Source organism: Nocardioides sp. (assembly GCF_041913365.1).
In the GTDB taxonomy this organism is placed as follows: domain Bacteria; phylum Actinomycetota; class Actinomycetes; order Propionibacteriales; family Nocardioidaceae; genus Nocardioides.
The window spans coordinates 35,954-52,380 of the sequence record NZ_JAYSFM010000001.1 but is presented as its reverse complement, the minus strand read 5'-3'; the positions used below and the strand labels follow the sequence as shown (position 1 = coordinate 52,380).

General features: G+C 73.1%; 19 protein-coding genes. 13 read left to right on the top strand and 6 right to left on the bottom strand.

What is annotated here, in order from left to right; all coding sequences use genetic code 11:
* Positions 1-2 precede the first annotated feature (2 nt).
* The 6 genes from ACE3QY_RS00305 to ACE3QY_RS00280 all read left to right on the top strand — a co-directional run bounded on the left by ACE3QY_RS00305 (position 3) and on the right by ACE3QY_RS00280 (position 5,696).
* Complete coding sequence (locus ACE3QY_RS00305) at positions 3-965, top strand: SDR family NAD(P)-dependent oxidoreductase (protein ID WP_374454016.1); 963 nt, start codon at positions 3-5, stop codon at positions 963-965.
* A 102-nt stretch (positions 966-1,067) separates the two neighbouring features.
* Entirely contained in the window at positions 1,068-1,616 is a 549-nt protein-coding gene (locus tag ACE3QY_RS00300; RefSeq protein WP_374454015.1) for a GNAT family N-acetyltransferase, read from the top strand.
* Between the two features lie 202 nt (positions 1,617-1,818).
* Positions 1,819-2,268, top strand: coding sequence for a Fur family transcriptional regulator (locus ACE3QY_RS00295; protein WP_374454014.1), 450 nt, complete (start codon positions 1,819-1,821; stop codon positions 2,266-2,268).
* Between the two features lie 28 nt (positions 2,269-2,296).
* The gene (katG, locus tag ACE3QY_RS00290; protein WP_374454013.1) at positions 2,297-4,573 is read left to right on the top strand and encodes a catalase/peroxidase HPI; all 2,277 of its coding nucleotides are present in this window, start codon (positions 2,297-2,299) and stop codon (positions 4,571-4,573) included.
* A gap of 5 nt (positions 4,574-4,578) precedes the next feature.
* Positions 4,579-5,337 carry a glycoside hydrolase family 16 protein gene (locus tag ACE3QY_RS00285; protein WP_374454012.1) on the top strand — a complete coding sequence of 253 codons (759 nt, stop codon included), beginning with the start codon at positions 4,579-4,581 and terminating at the stop codon, positions 5,335-5,337.
* Positions 5,334-5,696 (top strand): bleomycin resistance protein, encoded by a 363-nt coding sequence (locus tag ACE3QY_RS00280; RefSeq protein ID WP_374454011.1) that lies wholly within the window; start codon positions 5,334-5,336, stop codon positions 5,694-5,696. Before ACE3QY_RS00285 ends, ACE3QY_RS00280 begins: the two co-directional genes overlap by 4 nt.
* Before the next feature lie 3 nt (positions 5,697-5,699).
* Here the strand turns inward: ACE3QY_RS00280 and ACE3QY_RS00275 are convergent, their stop codons facing one another.
* The 3 genes from ACE3QY_RS00275 to ACE3QY_RS00265 are packed head-to-tail and all read right to left on the bottom strand — an operon-like array spanning position 5,700 to position 7,559.
* Complete coding sequence (locus ACE3QY_RS00275) at positions 5,700-6,602, bottom strand: helix-turn-helix transcriptional regulator (protein WP_374454010.1); 903 nt, start codon at positions 6,600-6,602, stop codon at positions 5,700-5,702.
* Between the two features lie 58 nt (positions 6,603-6,660).
* The gene (locus ACE3QY_RS00270) at positions 6,661-7,122 is read right to left on the bottom strand and encodes an MOSC domain-containing protein (RefSeq protein WP_374454009.1); all 462 of its coding nucleotides are present in this window, start codon (positions 7,120-7,122) and stop codon (positions 6,661-6,663) included.
* Positions 7,119-7,559, bottom strand: coding sequence for a MarR family winged helix-turn-helix transcriptional regulator (locus ACE3QY_RS00265; protein WP_374454008.1), 441 nt, complete (start codon positions 7,557-7,559; stop codon positions 7,119-7,121). The genes ACE3QY_RS00270 and ACE3QY_RS00265 overlap by 4 nt, the downstream gene beginning before the upstream one ends.
* 145 nt (positions 7,560-7,704) lie before the next feature.
* On the opposite strand from ACE3QY_RS00265, the gene ACE3QY_RS00260 reads away from it, so the two are divergent.
* Together ACE3QY_RS00260 and ACE3QY_RS00255 are read left to right on the top strand one after the other, a co-directional pair.
* Positions 7,705-8,886, top strand: coding sequence for an MFS transporter (locus ACE3QY_RS00260; RefSeq protein ID WP_374454007.1), 1,182 nt, complete (start codon positions 7,705-7,707; stop codon positions 8,884-8,886).
* A 43-nt stretch (positions 8,887-8,929) separates the two neighbouring features.
* Entirely contained in the window at positions 8,930-9,520 is a 591-nt protein-coding gene (locus tag ACE3QY_RS00255; protein ID WP_374454006.1) for a DinB family protein, read from the top strand.
* Here the strand turns inward: ACE3QY_RS00255 and ACE3QY_RS00250 are convergent.
* Positions 9,517-10,110 (bottom strand): TetR/AcrR family transcriptional regulator, encoded by a 594-nt coding sequence (locus ACE3QY_RS00250; protein WP_374454005.1) that lies wholly within the window; start codon positions 10,108-10,110, stop codon positions 9,517-9,519. The two genes, ACE3QY_RS00255 and ACE3QY_RS00250, sit on opposite strands and share 4 nt — an antisense overlap.
* A 71-nt stretch (positions 10,111-10,181) precedes the next feature.
* Here ACE3QY_RS00250 and ACE3QY_RS00245 point away from each other — a divergent pair, with 71 nt between their 5' ends.
* Positions 10,182-11,156, top strand: coding sequence for a homocysteine S-methyltransferase family protein (locus ACE3QY_RS00245; protein ID WP_374454004.1), 975 nt, complete (start codon positions 10,182-10,184; stop codon positions 11,154-11,156).
* Positions 11,157-11,208: 52 nt separating this feature from the next.
* Complete coding sequence (locus ACE3QY_RS00240) at positions 11,209-12,624, top strand: MFS transporter (RefSeq protein ID WP_374454003.1); 1,416 nt, start codon at positions 11,209-11,211, stop codon at positions 12,622-12,624.
* A gap of 86 nt (positions 12,625-12,710) precedes the next feature.
* Here the strand turns inward: ACE3QY_RS00240 and ACE3QY_RS00235 are convergent, their stop codons facing one another.
* Positions 12,711-13,823, bottom strand: a complete 1,113-nt coding sequence (locus ACE3QY_RS00235; protein ID WP_374454002.1) for an alpha/beta hydrolase family protein — start codon at positions 13,821-13,823, stop codon at positions 12,711-12,713.
* A gap of 99 nt (positions 13,824-13,922) precedes the next feature.
* Between ACE3QY_RS00235 and ACE3QY_RS00230 the strand changes: the two genes are divergently transcribed.
* A complete protein-coding gene (locus ACE3QY_RS00230; protein WP_374454001.1) occupies positions 13,923-14,786 on the top strand; it encodes a sigma-70 family RNA polymerase sigma factor in 864 nt (287 codons plus the stop codon).
* Between the two features lie 83 nt (positions 14,787-14,869).
* Positions 14,870-15,106, top strand: a complete 237-nt coding sequence (locus ACE3QY_RS00225) for a DUF1059 domain-containing protein (protein ID WP_374454000.1) — start codon at positions 14,870-14,872, stop codon at positions 15,104-15,106.
* 19 nt (positions 15,107-15,125) lie between these two features.
* Here ACE3QY_RS00225 and ACE3QY_RS00220 read toward each other — a convergent pair whose 3' ends face one another.
* Entirely contained in the window at positions 15,126-15,437 is a 312-nt protein-coding gene (locus tag ACE3QY_RS00220) for a hypothetical protein (protein ID WP_374453999.1), read from the bottom strand.
* 52 nt (positions 15,438-15,489) lie between these two features.
* Here ACE3QY_RS00220 and ACE3QY_RS00215 point away from each other — a divergent pair, with 52 nt between their 5' ends.
* Positions 15,490-16,425, top strand: a complete 936-nt coding sequence (locus tag ACE3QY_RS00215; protein ID WP_374453998.1) for a DUF2971 domain-containing protein — start codon at positions 15,490-15,492, stop codon at positions 16,423-16,425.
* The last annotated feature ends 2 nt before the right edge of the window (positions 16,426-16,427 follow it).

The window sequence follows — 16,427 nt, the reverse complement described above, 5'->3', positions numbered from 1 at the left end:
CCGTGACGCGCCCCCTCCTGGCCCGCGCGGTCGACACCGCGATGGACCGCTCGCTGGTCCTCGGCTACACGACGATCGGCCTGGCCGTCCGGCGCGCGCTGCCGGGCTGGCCGCCCGACCCGCCGGCCGGTGCCCTGGCCGGCCGCCACGTGCTCGTCACCGGCGCCAGCTCGGGGCTCGGCACCGCCACCGTCGAGGGCCTCGCCGCCCTCGGCGCGGTCGTGCACCTCCTGGTGCGTGACGAGGCGAAGGGGGCGGCCGTGGCCGGGCGGATCCGGGCGGCGCAGCCCGGGTCCGAGCTGCGGCTGTGGCGCTGCGACGTGGCCGACCTCGACGACGTACGCCGTTTCGCGGAGGCGTTCGCGGCGCAGGTCGCGGAGCTGCACGCGGTGGTCCACAACGCCGGCGTCATGCCGCCGTCCCGCACGGAGTCGCCGCAGGGGCACGAGCTCAGCATGGCGGTGCACCTGCTCGGACCGGTCGTGATGACCGAGGCGCTGCGCGGCGTGCTGGCCGGCGGTCGGGTGGTGCTGGTGAGCAGCGGCGGGATGTACGGCCAGCCGCTGCGGGCCGACGACCCGGGCTTCGAGCGCGGCGACTACTCGCCGACGACGTCGTACGCCCGGTCCAAGCGCTGGCAGGTCGAGATGGCACCGCTCCTGGCCGACCGCTGGGCCTCCGACAGGATCACGGTCGCGACCATGCATCCCGGGTGGGCCGACACCCCCGGCGTGCAGGAGTCGCTGCCGACCTTCCGCAAGGTCACCCGGCCGGTGCTGCGGGACGACGCGCAGGGCGCCGACACCAGCGTGTGGCTCGCGGCCGTCGAGCCGGCGCCGCCGACGGGTCGCTTCTGGCACGACCGCGTCGAGCGCCCGACCAGCCTGCTCCCCTCGACGCGCCCGGACGCGCCGACCCAAGACCGCGCGTGGGCCTGGCTGCAGCGGTCCGCGGACCTCACCTGACCGCCCGCGGTAGTTCGGGACGTCCTGGTGGGTCATCCGGGCGCTCGACCTACCGGAACGTCCCTGACTACCCGGCGCGAGGGTCCGCATAGGGTGGCGCGCGTGCTGAGCCTGCAGATCGACGACGCCACCCTGACCGACCTCGAGCCCTGGCACGCCGAGCAGCTCGCGACGATGATGCGCACGCACGGCGCCGACTTCTACGACTGGCTGCCGTGGGAGGGCTTCGAGCAAGTCGACGCGGCGCGCGGCTTCCTCGACGGCTTCGCGAAGTCCCGCGCCGACGGCCGCCGGATCTACGGCATCCGGGTCGGCGGCGAGCTGGTCGGGGCGACCCTGTTCCCCAGCTTCAACGCCCGCTCGCGGACAGCCGAGGTCGGCGTCCTCCTCGCCGGCACCGCCCGTGGCCGCGGCATCGTCACGCGGGTCGTCGCCGCCATGCTCGACTGGGCCGTCACCGAGCGCGGCATCCAGCGCGTGGAGTGGAAGTGCGCCCCCGGCAACGAGCCGAGCCGCCGGCTGGCGCAGCGGCTCGGCTTCACCCACGAGGGCACGCTCCGCGAGGCCTTCCCCGTGCGGGACGAGCGCCAGGACCTCGAGGTCTGGGCCCTCCTCGCCCGCGAGTGGCAGGGCCTCCCGCCGCGGTCGTAGCCCCGCTCCCACCTCCGGCCGGGCGGCCTGGTGCCGGGTAGTCCAGTGGCAGATGGCGGTCTCGCCGGGGTACTCCAGTGGCAGATGGCTGTCCCCGGACGGGAACGACGACCGTCTGCCACTGGACTACCCCGGGGACGGGCGGCAGGAGATGTCGCCGGAAAACTTGACTCGTTCAAGAAAAGGGGGCAGGGTGGCGGTGATGGACGACGACACCACCGAGGGTGACTTCGAGCACCTCCTCCGGGGCGCGGACCTGCGGGTCACCCGCCCGCGGCTGGCCGTTCTCCGTGCCGTACGTCGTCAGCCGCACGCCGACACCGGCACCGTCCTGTCGGCTGTCCGGGCCGAGGAGCCGACGGTCTCCCACCAGGCGGTGTACGACGTCCTCGGGGCGCTCACCGACGCCGGCATCGTCCGCCGCATCCAGCCCGCCGGCTCCGTCGCGCGCTACGAGCTGCGCGTCGGCGACAACCACCACCACGTCGTGTGCCGTTCCTGCGGAGCGGTCGCCGACGTGGACTGCGCGGTCGGCCACACCCCGTGCCTGACCGCCTCCGACTCCCACGGCTTCGTCATCGACGAGGCCGAGGTGACCTACTGGGGCACCTGCTCCAGCTGCTCCGCCCGCCCGACCACCGTCCTCTCGTGACACCGATCGCCATCCCGGAAGGAAAGCCATGACCGACAGCCAGGACAACCGCGCACCCGAGAGCCCCCAGGGGGTGGACCGCAAGGCCGAGTCCGGGTGCCCCGTGATGCACGACTCCGCCACCGCGCAGGGCAGCGAGAGCGAGAACCCGGCGATCGACGCGCCGACCCCGCAGGGTCACCGCCCGCGCACCAACCAGGACTGGTGGCCCAACCAGCTCGACCTCTCCGTCCTCCACGCGCACTCGCCGAAGGGCAACCCGCTCGGCGCCGGCTTCAGCTACCGCGAGGAGTTCGCCAAGCTCGACGTCGAGGCGCTCAAGAGCGACATCGCCGACGTGCTGAAGACCTCGCAGGACTGGTGGCCCGCCGACTTCGGCCACTACGGCGGCCTGATGATCCGGATGAGCTGGCACGCCGCGGGCACCTACCGCGTGCACGACGGCCGCGGTGGCGCCGGCGACGGCGGCCAGCGGTTCGCCCCGCTCAACAGCTGGCCCGACAACGCCAACCTCGACAAGGCGCGTCGCCTGCTGTGGCCGGTGAAGCAGAAGTACGGCCAGAAGATCTCGTGGGCCGACCTGCTCGTGCTCGCGGGCAACGTCGCCCTGGAGGACATGGGCTTCGAGACCTTCGGCTTCGCCTTCGGTCGCGAGGACGTGTGGGAGCCCGAGGAGATCTTCTGGGGTCCCGAGGACACCTGGCTCGGCGACGAGCGCTACTCCGGCGACCGGGAGCTCTCCGGCGCGCTGGGCGCGGTCCAGATGGGTCTGATCTACGTCAACCCCGAGGGCCCCAACGGCAACCCCGACCCGGTCGCCTCGGCCCGCGACATCCGCGAGACCTTCGGCCGGATGGCGATGAACGACGAGGAGACCGTCGCGCTGATCGCCGGTGGCCACACCTTCGGCAAGACCCACGGCAACGGCAACGCCGACCTGGTCGGCCCCGAGCCCGAGGCGGCGCCGCTCGAGGCGCAGGGCCTCGGCTGGTTCAGCACGTCCGGCTCCGGCAAGGCCGGTGACACCGTCACGTCCGGCCTCGAGGTCACCTGGACCGACAGGCCGACCCAGTGGAGCAACCGCTTCTTCGAGATCCTCTTCGGCTACGAGTGGGAGCTCACCGAGAGCCCGGCCGGCGCCAAGCAGTGGGTCGCCAAGACCGACGACGCGATCATCCCCGACGCGCACGACCCGTCGAAGAAGCACCGCCCGACGATGCTGACCTCCGACCTGGCCCTGCGTGAGGACCCGGAGTACGGGAAGATCTCGCGCCGCTTCCTGGAGAACCCCGACGAGTTCGCGAAGGCCTTCGCCAAGGCCTGGTACAAGCTGCTGCACCGCGACATGGGTCCGGTCGGCCCGCACCTGCTCGGCCCCTGGGTTCCCGAGGCCCAGCTGTGGCAGGACCCCGTCCCGGCCGTCGACCACGAGCTGGTCGACGACGCCGATGTCGCCGCGCTGAAGGAGAAGCTCCTCGCCTCCGGCCTGTCGGTGTCGCAGCTGGTCGCGCTGGCGTGGGCCTCGGCCTCGTCCTACCGCGCCACCGACCGCCGCGGCGGCGCCAACGGCGCCCGCATCCGCCTCGAGCCGCAGCGCGGCTGGGCGGTGAACGCCGACCTCGACCTCGACACCTCGATCGCCGCGCTCGAGCGCGTGCAGGAGGAGTTCAACACCGGGTCGAAGAAGGTCTCGCTCGCCGACCTGATCGTGCTCGGCGGCGCCGCGGCGATCGAGAAGGCCGCCAAGGACGCCGGTCACGACGTGACCGTCCCCTTCACGCCGGGTCGCACCGACGCGACGCAGGAGGAGACCGACGTCGAGTCCTTCGGCTACCTCGAGCCCCGTGCCGACGGCTTCCGCAACTGGCTGCGCCAGGGCGAGAAGCTGGAGCCGGAGCGGCTCCTGGTCGACAAGGCCTACCTGCTCGGCCTCTCCGCCCCGCAGCTGACGGTCCTGCTCGGTGGCCTCCGGGCCCTCGGCGCCAACGCCGGCGGCACCGCTCACGGCGTGCTGACCGACCGTCCGGGCACCCTCACCAACGACTTCTTCGCCCACCTGCTGTCCCCGGGCACGCAGTGGAAGGCGTCGGAGTCCGACGAGGGCGTCTACGAGATCCGCGACGTCGCCTCCGGTGACGTGAAGTGGACCGCGACCGCCGTCGACCTGGTCCTGGGCTCCAACTCCCAGCTCCGGGCGCTCTCGGAGGTGTACGCCAGCGACGACGCGCGCGACAAGTTCGTCGCCGACTTCGTGGCTGCGTGGACGCAGGTGATGGACAACGACAGGTTCGACCTCCGAGGCTGAGCCGCATGGATGCGCGGACGGAGCACTTCGAGGGCTCTGACCTCGCGGCCGGCACGTGGGTGCCGTACTACCTGCCCCACTGGTCGAGCCGCGAGGGCACCCGGGCGACGTACGACGTCGCGGGCTCGGTGCTCCGCCTGCGCATCCCCACCGAGCAGGGCCTCTGGTGCCCCGACCGGCACACGCCGGCCCTGCGCACCTCGACCATCGCGTCGGGCCTGTACGCCGGCCCGCTGGGGTCGACGGTCGGGCAGCAGCCCTTCGCCGACGGACTGACGGTCACCGAGGAGCAGGATCCCTTCCGGGGGTGGCTGCTCAGCGGTGGCCGTCTGTCCGTCCGGGCACGTGCCGACCTCACCGCGCGGTCGATGGTCTCGGTGTGGCTCACCGGCTTCGAGGACGAGCCCGAGCGGTGCGGCGAGGTGTGCGTGTTCGAGGTCTTCGGCGACACCGTCACGTCCTCCTCCGCCGGGGTGGGCGCCGGGGTCCACGAGTTCCGCGACCCGGCGCTGCGCGAGGACTTCTCCGTCACGACCGCCGACCTCGACCTGCGCGAGTGGCACGACTACGCCGTGACGATGACCCCCGACGGATGCACCTGGACCGTCGACGGGCAGGTGCTGCGCACCTCCGACCAGTGCCCGACGTACCCCCTCCAGCTCTTCGTCGGGGTCTTCGACTTCCCCGACCGCGACGACGGGACGCTCGGCGAGCACGTGCCGACGTTCGAGGTGGACTCGATCGAGCACACGGAGGCAACATGACCGACCGCGCGACCCCCAACCTGCCCGCGCGCGACCTCGACGCGACCACCGAGTTCTACGCCGCCCTCGGCTTCACCGCGACCTACCGCGACCCCGGCTGGCTGATCCTCGAGCGCGGGAGTCTGATGCTCGAGTTCTTCCCCGACCCCGGGATGGACCCCGCCTCGACCGCCGCGAGCTGCTGCCTGCGGGTCGACGACCTCGACAGCCTGTACGACACCTGCGTGGGCGCCGGCCTGCCGGTGACCCACCTCGGGTGGCCGCGCGTGCACCCGCCGAAGGTCGAGGACTCAGGGATGCGGATCGGCTACCTCGTCGACCCCGACGGGATCCTGCTGCGGCTGGTGCAGAACCCCTGACCCTCAGGGTCGCGTCTCGAGCCAGGTGATCGGGTCGCCGTTGCCCTGATCCAGGCGCGGGTCGAGCGAGTGCCGGACCAGGGCACGGCGGTGGGCCGCGTGCGTCAGCACGTGCGCCACGATGCCGCCGAGGGTGAAGGACTGCGGCGGCTCGCACAGCGCGTCGACGACCGTGTCGCCCCAGCCGCCGCGCTGGGCGGTGTCGGCGACGAAAGACCGCCACCGTGGGGCCACCTCGTCGTGCCGGCGCCGGAGCACCGCGACGTCGGCGGTGCCGTGGTCGGGGAAGTCCGTGCCGTCGATGGCGGCCAGCCAGACCTCCTTGGTGTGCACCTGGGTCCGCAGCAGGACCGCGGGCGACAGGTCGGCCTCGTCGAAGGCGGCCGGCGTCAGCCCGGAGACGGTGGGGCGGTGCAGCGAGTCCTCGGGGGCGGCGGCCGCGAGGTCGAGCAGCGCGGTGGTGTCGGCGAGATCGTGCTCGACGAGCACGGCGGTCAGGTCCATGGAGGCCTCCGTCGGTTCGGCGTCGACCCAGAGGGCGGCCGGCGCGTGGAAGTGGATCCCGCTCGGCGCGGGGAGCCGGTGGGCAGCCAGCTCGCCGGCCCGGCTGGGGGCGATGCCGAAGCTGCGGGAGAACGAGCGCGAGAAGCCCTCGAGGGAGTCGAAGCCGCTCTCCCACGCCACGTCCGTGACCGAGCGCCCCTGCCGGAGCAGCCAGGCGGCCCGCTCGAGCAGCACCCGGCGGCGCAGGCTCGCGGGCGGCTCACCGGTGCGACGGCGTACGACACGGGCGAAGTGCGTCGGCGACGTGAAGGTGCGGGCCGCCATCTCCTCCACGCCGACCTGCGCACCGTCGTCGTCGGCGAGCACTGCGTCGAGGAGGTCCCGGAGCGGATCGCGCGTCATGCGACCAGCGTGACGCACGCGAGCGGATCCGGCTTGACCGTTCTCTCCACGATCCGGCTCAGCCGGTGCCGACCTCGTCGCCGACGCTGATCGTCCCGGAGCTCAGCAGCCGGAAGACCGTGCCGCCGCGGGGCGACCTCAGGGCCTGCATCGCGCCCGGACCGAGGTCGTCGTCGAGCAGGCGGCACGGTGCGGCGATGCGGACGACCTCGAGCTCGACGGCACCGATCTGCATCCGCTCACCGGGACGCGTCGGGATCGGGCCGTGGGTCAGCGTGATGTTGCGGCGGGTGAGGGCCGGGTCGACCGGCCGGCCGAGCGCCTCGCTGGCCGCCGCCAGGTCGTCGAGCGCCTGCACGGTGACGTGCCGGTGGCGGGTGCCGTGGTAGCGGTCGCCGACCAGCCCGGCGCCGGCCTCCGCCTCGACCTGCTCGACCGACTTCGTCGGCAGCCGGCGGCCGGGCGCGACGTGGATGGCGTGGACGCGAGCGGTCACGGCCTCGGTCACGGCCTCGGTCACACCAGCTCGACGACGGTGCGCGCGAGGTCGCTGAGCTCGGGCGTCTCGCCGGCCTCGCGCAGGGCCTCGTCGAGCACGGTGTCGTGGGTGGGCCGGGCGGCCTTGAGGAGCGCCCGGCCGGCGGGCGTCGGCTCGGTGTAGATGCCGCGCCGGTCGTCCTCGCACAGGATGCGCTTGATCAGGCCACGGGCCTCGAGCCGGTTGACCAGGCGGGTCGTCGCGCTGGGCGAGAGACCGGTGGCGCGCGCGAGCTGGGCCATCCGGAGGTGCCAGCCGTCCTGGCGGGACAGCGCGTCGAGCACGGTGAACTCCACGACCGACAGGTCGTGCCGCTCCTGCAGCGAGCGCTCGAGCCGGGCCTCGATCAGCTGGTGGAGCGCGGCGAGGCGGCGCCAGCCCCTGGCCCGCACCTCCACGGCGTCGTCGCTGATGCCCATCGGCGTACCTCTCGTCCTGCGATCCCGTCCTGCGATGTCGTCGACCTCACTTTACCAGCGTTTGCAACATGCCGCGTATGCAACTAATCTCGGAGAAAGTTGCACACGCGCTCTATTGCACACGCTCACCACCTGGAGGAAGTACATGAAGCCGGGACTGCTCGCTCTCGCCGCCGGGGGCTTCGGCATCGGACTGACCGAGTTCGTCATCGCCGGGCTGCTGCCCGAGGTCGCCACCGACTTCGCCGTCGACGAGGCGACCGCCGGCTGGCTGATCTCCGGCTACGCCCTGGCGGTCGCCGTCGGCGCCATCCCGATCACCGCGGGCGTCACGCGGTTGCCACGCAAGGCCGTGCTCGAGGGGCTGATGGTCCTGTTCGTGGCGGGCAACCTGCTCTCCGCGCTCGCCTCGACGTACGAGGTGCTGCTGACCGGCCGCGTCCTCGCCGCCCTGTGCCACGGCGCCTTCTTCGGCATCGGCTCCGTGGTCGCCGCCGACATGGTGGCGCCCGACAAGAAGGCCGGTGCGATCGCGCTGATGTTCGGCGGGCTGACCCTCGCCAACGTGCTCGGCGTCCCGGCCGGCACCTTCGTCGGTCAGCTGTGGGGCTGGCGCTCGACCTTCTGGGCGATCACCGTCATCGGCCTGGTGGCGCTCGCCGCCATCGCCGCGTTCGTGCCGGCCCAGCGGGCCTCGGGCGCGAGCGACCTGCGCTCGGAGGTCCGGGCGTTCGCGGCGCCGCAGGTGTGGGTGTCGCTGCTGCTCACCGTGCTGGGCTTCGGTGGCATGTTCGGCGCGTTCACCTACATCGCCTTCACCCTCACCGGCGTCAGTGGCTTCGCCGCCTCGACCGTGCCCGGGCTGCTCGTGCTCTTCGGCGTCGGACTCGTGGTCGGCAACGCGCTCGGCGGCCGTGCCGCCAACGTCTCGGTCCGCGGCACCCTCCTGGTCGCCCTCGGCGCGCTGGTCGTCGTCATGGTCGTCTTCGCCCTGACCGCCGAGAGCAAGGTGCTCACCGTGATCAGCCTGCTGCTGATGGGCGGCTTCGGCTTCGCGACGGTCCCGGCCCTCCAGATGCGCGTGATGACCTACGCCGGCAGCGCGACGACGCTCGCCAGTGGCGCCAACATCGCCGCCTTCAACCTCGGCAACGCCTTCGGCGCGTGGCTCGGCGGCCTGACCATCGCCGCCGGCCTCGGCTACGTCTCGCCGATCTGGGCCGGGGCGGCGCTCACCGCAGCGGCGCTGGGCATCCTGCTCGTCTCCGGTCCGCGACGGTCCGCGACGACCGGCGCCGACGAGCAGGCGCCGGCGCTGGTCGGCTGAGTCCCGGTCGCCGGCGTCGGACGTCAGGGGCATGATCGCCGTCATGATCACCGAGCCGAAGGCCAACCTGAAGCGCTACCTCGACACCGTCCGCGAGGCGCTGCTGTGGAAGCTCGACGGGGTGGGGGAGCGCGACCTCCGGCTCCCGCGCACCCCCACGGGCACCAACCTGCTCGGCATCGTCCGCCACGTCGCCAACGTCGAGATCGGCTACTTCGGCCCGACCTTCGGCCGCGCCTGGCCCGAGCCCGACCACCCGCTGGTGGTCGACGACGCCGACTACGACGCCGACCCGCAGGCCGACTGGTGGGTGCCGGCCGAGGTCTCGGCGGCCGAGGTCGTCGCCTTCTACCGGCAGGTGATGACCTTCAGCGACGCCACGATCGCCGACCTGCCGCTCGAGGCGACCGGGTCGGTGCCGTGGTGGTCCGACGGCGAGGTCACGCTGCACCAGGTCGTCACGCACGTCATCGTCGACCTCGCGCGGCACGCCGGCCACGCCGACATCCTGCGCGAGGCGATCGACGGCGCGGCCGGCCTCCGGGTCGACGTGTCCAACCTCCCCGACGGCGTCGACTGGCCGGCGTACGTCGCGCGGCTGCGGCTGGTCGCCGAGCAGTTCCCGGCGGGCTAGGCGACCAGCGCCTCGACCAGCACCCGCAGCGCGGCGAGCTGGCGGCGCATGTGGTCGGGGTCGCCGGTGGACCGGCACAGGATGAAGGCGCCCTCGAAGGTGACGAAGACGTGGTCGGCGAGGGCCTCGAGGTCGTGGTCGGTGTCGCCGAGCGCGTCGCGCAGCAGCGTGACGATCTCCTCGCGCCAGGCGACCACGGCGCCCAGGATCGCGCCGGTGGCCTCCGGGCCGGCGAGCTGCCGCTCGGTGAGCACCGAGACGTAGAGGCAGTTGGACTGCGCCGACATGATCTCGTCGCCCCGGCCCTCGAAGTGGCGGACGAACTCCACCAGGCGGACCTTGGGGTCCTCGAGGTGGGCGACCGCGGCGAGCCCGTCGTGGAGGGTCTGCACGTCGTGCGCGGCGTAGCGCTCGACGAGCTGCTCGCCGAGGTCGGTCTTGGAGGAGAAGTGGTGGAAGAAGGCGCCCTTCGACGACCGCGCCTCGGCGATGACCTGGTCCACGGAGGTCGCGGCGAAGCCGTTGTCGGTGACCAGGCGCTCGGCGGCGTCGAGGAGCCGGATCCGGGTGGCAGTTCCGTCGCGGGGCATGACACCACTTGTACCAGACCGGATGGTCTGCTAAAACAGACCAATCAGTCTGAAACCCTCGGGAGGGTCCGATGAGCACATCTCCGAGCACGGCACCGACAGGTACGACGACCGGGTGGCGGCTGCCCGACGTGGCCGCGGGGTGGGTGACCGACGCCGGCCTCGAGACCGACCTGATCTTCCACCGAGGGATCGACCTCCCGGACTTCGCCGCCTTCCCCCTCGTGGAGGACGAGCAGGGGAGTCGCGCGCTCGACTCCTACTACCGCGGCTTCGTCGAGGTGGCGGCCGGCGCGGGCGCCGGGCTGCTCCTCGAGACCCCGACCTGGCGGGCCAACCCCGACTGGGGTGCTCGGCTCGGCTACGACGCCCCCGCCCTGCGCCGCGTCAACGCGCGGGCGGTCGAGGGGCTGCGGGCGCTCGCCGAGGAGGTGCGCGACCGGGCCGCCGAGGTCCAGGTGGTCGGGTCGATCGGCCCGCGCGGTGACGGCTACGTCGCCGGCGAGATGGAGGCCGAGCAGGCGGCCGACTACCACCGTGCCCAGGTCGCCGCCTTCGCCGACGCCGGTGCGGACCTGGCGACGGCCTACACGCTGACGACGGTCGCCGAGGCGATCGGGGTCGTGCGCGCGGCCGCGGACGTCGGGCTGCCCGTGGGCATCGCCTTCACCGTCGAGACCGACGGCCGGCTGCCGGACGGCACGACGCTCGGCGACGCGATCACCGGCCTCGACGCGGCCACGGGCACCGGGGCCGCGCACGTGCTCGTGAACTGCGCCCACCCCGACCACGTGGCGGGCGGCGTCGACGACGGGGCTCCCTGGCTCGGCCGGATCGCCGGGCTGCGGGTGAACTCCTCGCGGCAGAGCCACGCCGAGCTCGACGAGGCGGAGGAGCTGGACGAAGGTGACCTGTCCGACCTGGCCGCCACGACCCGGGGCCTCCTCGGGCGCCTGCCCGCGGCCCGCATCGTGGGTGGGTGCTGCGGGACCGACGTACGCCACGTCGCGGCGATGTGGGCCGACGGGTCCCCGGTCGCCCGGTGATGGGGCACTGAGGAGGAGGCGCGCTGTCGGTGCCCCCGCCTAGGGTTCCGGTGTGCCCCTGGACGACGAGATGGACGCCATCCCCGCGGACCCGGCCGCGCCACAGGTCGAGGCGCACCTGCCGCCCGGCGTCACCCGCGGCCCCGAGACGCTGCGCGCCTTCCGCGCGGTGCTGGTCAACACCCTCGTCGCCAACGTCACCTCGAGCTACCTCTGGTTCGCGCTGACCTTCTGGGCCTACCTCGAGACCCGCTCCGTGATGGCCACGTCGATCATCGGCGGCGGGTTCATGCTGTTCACCGCGGTCTTCGGCACGTTCTTCGGCACGCTCGTCGACCACCACCGCAAGAAGCAGGTGATGGTCACCTCCTCGACGATCACCCTGGTGACCTACGCGCTCGCCGGCGTGCTGTGGGTGCTGCTGGGCGAGGAGCGGCTGGCCGACTGGGGGAGCGCCTGGTTCTGGCTGTTCGCGGCCGTCATCCTCGTCGGCGGCGTGGTCGAGAGCTTGCGCAACATCGCGCTGTCGACCACCGTCACGCTGCTCGTGCCCGAGGACGGCCGCGACAAGGCCAACGGCCTGGTCGGCACCGTGCAGGGCATCGCCTTCATGATCACCAGCGTCTTCAGCGGTCTCAGCGTCGGCCTGCTCGGCATGGGCTGGACGCTCGGCGTCGCGCTCGCCCTGACCGGTGTGGCGCTGCTCCACCTGCTGCCCATCTCCATCCCCGAGCTCGACCCCGAGCCGGAGGAGGGCGCGTCCCGCTTCGACGTGCGCGGTGCTGTCGTCGCGATCCGCGCCGTGCCCGGGCTGGTGGCGCTGATCCTCTTCTCGACCTTCAACAACCTGGTCAACGGCGTCTACATCGCGCTGATGGACCCCTACGGCCTCACCCTCTTCAGCGTCGAGGCGTGGGGCATCGTGCTGGGCGTGACCGGCCTCGGCTTCGTCGTCGGCGGTGGGCTGGTCGCCCGATTCGGCCTCGGGAGCAACCCCGTCCGCACGCTGCTGCTGGTCAACCTCGGCATCGCCGCCCTGGGCATGACGTTCACCGTGCGCGAGTGGGCCTGGCTCTACGTCCTGGGCATCTTCGTCTTCATGTGCATCATCCCGGCGGCCGAGTCGGCGGAGCAGACGATCCTCCAGCGGGTGGTGCCGTTCCGCACCCAGGGGCGGGTCTTCGGCTTCGCGCAGAGCGTCGAGGTCGCGGCCAGCCCGATCTCGGCCTTCCTCATCGGGCCGATCGCGGAGTTCTGGCTGATCCCCTACATGGAGTCGTCCGAGGGCCGCTCGACCTGGGGCTGGCTGCTCGGCAGCGGCGAGGCCCGCGGCATCGCGCTGGTCTTCCTCGGTGCCGGCCTGATCATGCTCGCCACGGTCACGCTGGCCCTCGCCTCCGCCCCCTACCGCCGCCTCTCCCGCGCCTACGCCGACGCGCCACCGCAGCAGCTCGAGACCGCCACCTGACGACCGGGCACTTCGTCCCCGTCAGGCCGACTCGGGACGGGGAGGAACCGCCCGGTCGGTGGGCAGGACGGGGAGGAACCGCCCGGTCAGGCGGGCATGCGGGCGTCGAGGAAGCGCACGGTGCGATTCATCGCGGCGATGAAGGCCGGCCCGAACGCGTGCCCGTCGTCGTACCACTCCAGGGTGGAGTCGACGCCGGCGTCGGTGAGCGCCGCCTGCGTCGCCCGGGCCCAGGCCGGCGGGCAGGTGTCGTCCACCCGGCCGTGGGCGAGCAGCACCGGCTCGGTGATCTGGTCGAACGCCGGCCGCGACGAGACGCCCCGCCAGAACTCCGGGTCGTCGTCGGGCAGGCCGTGGCGGCCGCGGAAGCCGGCCCGCAGCTGATCGACCGGTGCGTCGGGCCGCTGGAAGTGGTCGAAGTTCTGGCCCTCGAGGCTCGACACCGAGGCCCACGCGACACCGGCGGCCACCAGCCCCGGCTCGGCCGCGAGCGCCTTGAGCACCACGCCGCTGCCCATCGAGCGGCCGAAGAGGGCGATCCGGTCGGGGTCGACGCGGACGTCGCGCGACTCGCGCAGCGCGTGGACGGCGGCGACGACGTCCGCGCTGTAGCCGAGCCGGACGGCGGTCTCGATGCGCGGGTCGTCGGTCGACTCGGCGTGGTTGCGGTAGTCGACGTGCAGCGCGACGTAGCCGCGGTCGGCGAGGAAGCCGCGCTCGCGGGTCATGCCCTGGCCGCGGACGTAGTAGGCCGGATCGATGTAGCCGTGCGCGAGCACCACTGCCGGCCACCCCTGACCGCCCCGCGGGCCGCGCCCGGTCGGCACGTTGAGCACCCCGCTGATCCGCAGCGGCGCGGACCCGGCGCCGGAGGTCGTCGAGCCGAACGTGACGTCGTACGACGTGTAGGTGGCCGTGCGCTCCCGCACCGCGCCGAGCCGCAGGCCGCCCCCGGTCAGGTCCGCCTCGGCGAGGGCCGCCACGGAGATCGGGTGTGCCGGATCGGTCGGCTCCGAGGTGGGCTCCGAGGCGGGGGCCGAGGGCGGCTCCGAGGACGGCGGGGCCGCCGCGGAGTTGCTCGAGGAAGAGGCGCCGGGCGGGTCCGCTGACCCGGACCCCTCCGAGCAGGCGGCCAGCAGGGGCAGGGAGACGAGGGCCGTCGTGGCCAGCTGGGCGGCTCGCCGCCGGGGGGCGTCCATGCTCCCAGTGTGCGGGACGCCTCCCAGCGGGGTCACCGGTCACATCTGCGGTCGCCCCTGCGTCAGGAGGATGGACCGCGCACACGAGAGGGTGACCCCATGGACCAGACGGAGATCTTCGAGGCCGAGCGACCGCGCCTGCTCGGCATCGCGAGCCGCGTGCTCGCCGACCACGCCGAGGCCGAGGACGTCGTACAGCAGGCGTGGCTGCGGCTGGACCGGACGGTCACCCGCGACGCCACCGAGATCGAGAACCTGCCGGCCTGGCTGACCACGGTCACCACGCGGCTGTGCCTCGACCGGCTCCGCGCCCGCACGCCCGTGCCGGTCGAGGACGTGGAGTTCGGTGACCACGCGGACCTCGCCGGGACCGCGCCCGACCCGGCGGACGACGTGGCGCTCGCCGACACCGTCGGCATCGCCCTCCAGGCCGTCATCGACCGGCTGTCGCCGCGCGAGCGGGTCGCCTTCGTGCTGCACGACAGCTTCGGGTTCGAGTTCACCACCATCGCCGCCGTCCTCGACACCACGCCCGCTGCCGCGCGCAAGCTCGCCTCCCGCGCCCGTTCCAAGGTCGCCCAGCCGTCCTCCGAGGACGCGCTCGCGGACTGGGAGGTGGTCGACGCCTTCATGGACGCCGCCCGCGGCGGCGACTTCGAGCGACTGCTCCAGCTGCTGGCGCCCGACGCCGTGGTCGGCGCCGACGAGGCCGCGATCCTCATGGGCACCCCGGCGTCGATCGAGGGCCGCGACGAGGTGGCCACCTTCTTCAACGGCAGCGCCCAGACCGCCCTCGCGGTCTTCGTCGGCGACCGGCCCGCCTCCGCCTGGTACCTCAAGGGCGAGGCCAAGGTGGTCTTCGACTTCGAGGTCGCTGACGGCCAGGTGCGGGGCATCACCTTCCGCGCCGCCCCCGACGTCCTCGCCCAGGTCGTACGCCGCGACGGTGCCGACCCGAAGTAGATCCCAGCAGATCCGGAGCAGCGGTCACATCCGTGCCCGCCCGATCGTCAGACCAGCAGGACCCCGACGGAGGAGAGATCCCGATGAAGACCATGACCTGCCGCCAGCTCGGCGGCCCGTGCGACCTGGCCCACCGCGGCGAGACCCACGACGACGTGATCAACGCCCAGGACCAGCACCTCAAGCAGGCCGAGAAGGAGGGTGACAAGGCCCACCAGCCGGCCCGCGACGAGATGAAGGGCCGGTGGCGTCATCCGAAGAAGTCGCTCGGCTGGTACCGCGACATGAAGGCCGCCTTCGCCGCCCTCCCCGAGGACTGACGCTTCACCTGGTGGACAGTCAGCGGCGACGGTCCGCCAGCAGCCAGGCGGCGCCGGCCGCCGCGGCGGTCACGCCGCCGACCGACGGCCAGCGGCCGATCTTCTTCGCCAGCGGGTGCGAGACGCCCATCGCTGTCCAGTAGGCCGCGGTGAGCCCGGCGGCGAGCGGCGCCTCGCCGACGGCGTACCACTGCCGGGCGGCCACCGCGTTGGCGCCGAGCATCGCGGCTCCGCCGAGGGGACGTACGCCGGTCTGCTGGGCGAGGACGAAGCCGCCGACGAGGCCGCCGGCGAGCAGGGGAGCGGTGGGGACGCGGGTCAGGTCGGGCACCGCTCGAGCCTAGCCAGCGGTCCCACGCACCCGGCCCGACTAGGGTCTGGCCATGGGACACCGCCGTCCGCCGCTGCACCACGACGCGCCGCCCGACGGGCTGGTGTGGCACTACACCAACGGCATCGGGTTGCTCTCGATCCTGACCAGCCACACGCTGTGGGCCACCTCCGCCCAGTTCCTCAACGACGCCGGCGAGGTCGAGTTGGCGGTGGAGCTGCTCGAGCGGGAGCTCCGCGAGCGGGCCGCGCAGGAGGAGGGCTTCTTCCGCGACGCGGCCGCGCTGATCGAGGAGAACGGCATCGACCACAGCGTCTCGCCCGGCCTCTTCTTCGTGCTCTCCGCGTCGGGCGGCTGGGACCTCCTCGCCATGTGGCGCAACTACGGCGGGCAGGGTGAGTCCTACGCCATCGGCCTCGACCCGGCCTCACCCCTCGCTGTGCTCGCCACCGAGGTCGACACCGGCCCGACGCAGGTCCGGCACCGGCCGTGGACCCCGGTCCGCTACTCGGCCGAGGACCAGGCCCGGCTCGTGGACGCGGTCTTCGACGACCTGCCGCACGAGATCCAGCGGGCCCTGTCGCTGGCCTCGTCGGGCGCGAGCAAGGCCGAGGTCCTCGACGACGCAGCCGACCTGCTCGACGACATGGAGCAGGCGCTGCTGCTGATCAAGCACGAGGGATTCACCGACGAGCGGGAGACCCGCCACTGCACGGTGATCTACCGCGGGACCGGGGACGGGCCGCTGCCGGGAGGGCTCGTCCGCTACCGGGCCACGCCCTACGGCATGGCGCCCTACCTCAGCCTGACGGGCGGCGACGGCATCCGGTCGGTCCGCACGGACGCGGCCCGGCTGCCGGTCCGCGCGATCGCGATGTCGCCCTCGCCCAACGGCCCGGCCGCCGTCGACTCGCTGCTCGCCCTGCTGGCCGAGCACGGGTACGACGGCGTGCCGGTCGTCAGGTCGCGGATCCCGTTCCGCGGGTGACC

Excerpts from the sequence above, each read along its gene's own strand:
- ACE3QY_RS00295 (WP_374454014.1), top strand. The coding sequence starts at position 1,819 with ATGGACGACGACACCACCGAGGGTGACTTCGAGCACCTCCTCCGGGGC.
- ACE3QY_RS00280 (WP_374454011.1), top strand. The coding sequence starts at position 5,334 with ATGACCGACCGCGCGACCCCCAACCTGCCCGCGCGCGACCTCGACGCG.
- ACE3QY_RS00235 (WP_374454002.1), bottom strand. The coding sequence starts at position 13,823 with ATGGACGCCCCCCGGCGGCGAGCCGCCCAGCTGGCCACGACGGCCCTC.
- ACE3QY_RS00250 (WP_374454005.1), bottom strand. The coding sequence starts at position 10,110 with ATGCCCCGCGACGGAACTGCCACCCGGATCCGGCTCCTCGACGCCGCC.
- ACE3QY_RS00245 (WP_374454004.1), top strand. The coding sequence starts at position 10,182 with ATGAGCACATCTCCGAGCACGGCACCGACAGGTACGACGACCGGGTGG.
- ACE3QY_RS00225 (WP_374454000.1), top strand. The coding sequence starts at position 14,870 with ATGAAGACCATGACCTGCCGCCAGCTCGGCGGCCCGTGCGACCTGGCC.
- katG (WP_374454013.1), top strand. The coding sequence starts at position 2,297 with ATGACCGACAGCCAGGACAACCGCGCACCCGAGAGCCCCCAGGGGGTG.
- ACE3QY_RS00285 (WP_374454012.1), top strand. The coding sequence starts at position 4,579 with ATGGATGCGCGGACGGAGCACTTCGAGGGCTCTGACCTCGCGGCCGGC.
- ACE3QY_RS00275 (WP_374454010.1), bottom strand. The coding sequence starts at position 6,602 with ATGACGCGCGATCCGCTCCGGGACCTCCTCGACGCAGTGCTCGCCGAC.
- ACE3QY_RS00230 (WP_374454001.1), top strand. The coding sequence starts at position 13,923 with ATGGACCAGACGGAGATCTTCGAGGCCGAGCGACCGCGCCTGCTCGGC.
- ACE3QY_RS00265 (WP_374454008.1), bottom strand. The coding sequence starts at position 7,559 with ATGGGCATCAGCGACGACGCCGTGGAGGTGCGGGCCAGGGGCTGGCGC.
- ACE3QY_RS00215 (WP_374453998.1), top strand. The coding sequence starts at position 15,490 with ATGGGACACCGCCGTCCGCCGCTGCACCACGACGCGCCGCCCGACGGG.
- ACE3QY_RS00260 (WP_374454007.1), top strand. The coding sequence starts at position 7,705 with ATGAAGCCGGGACTGCTCGCTCTCGCCGCCGGGGGCTTCGGCATCGGA.
- ACE3QY_RS00255 (WP_374454006.1), top strand. The coding sequence starts at position 8,930 with ATGATCACCGAGCCGAAGGCCAACCTGAAGCGCTACCTCGACACCGTC.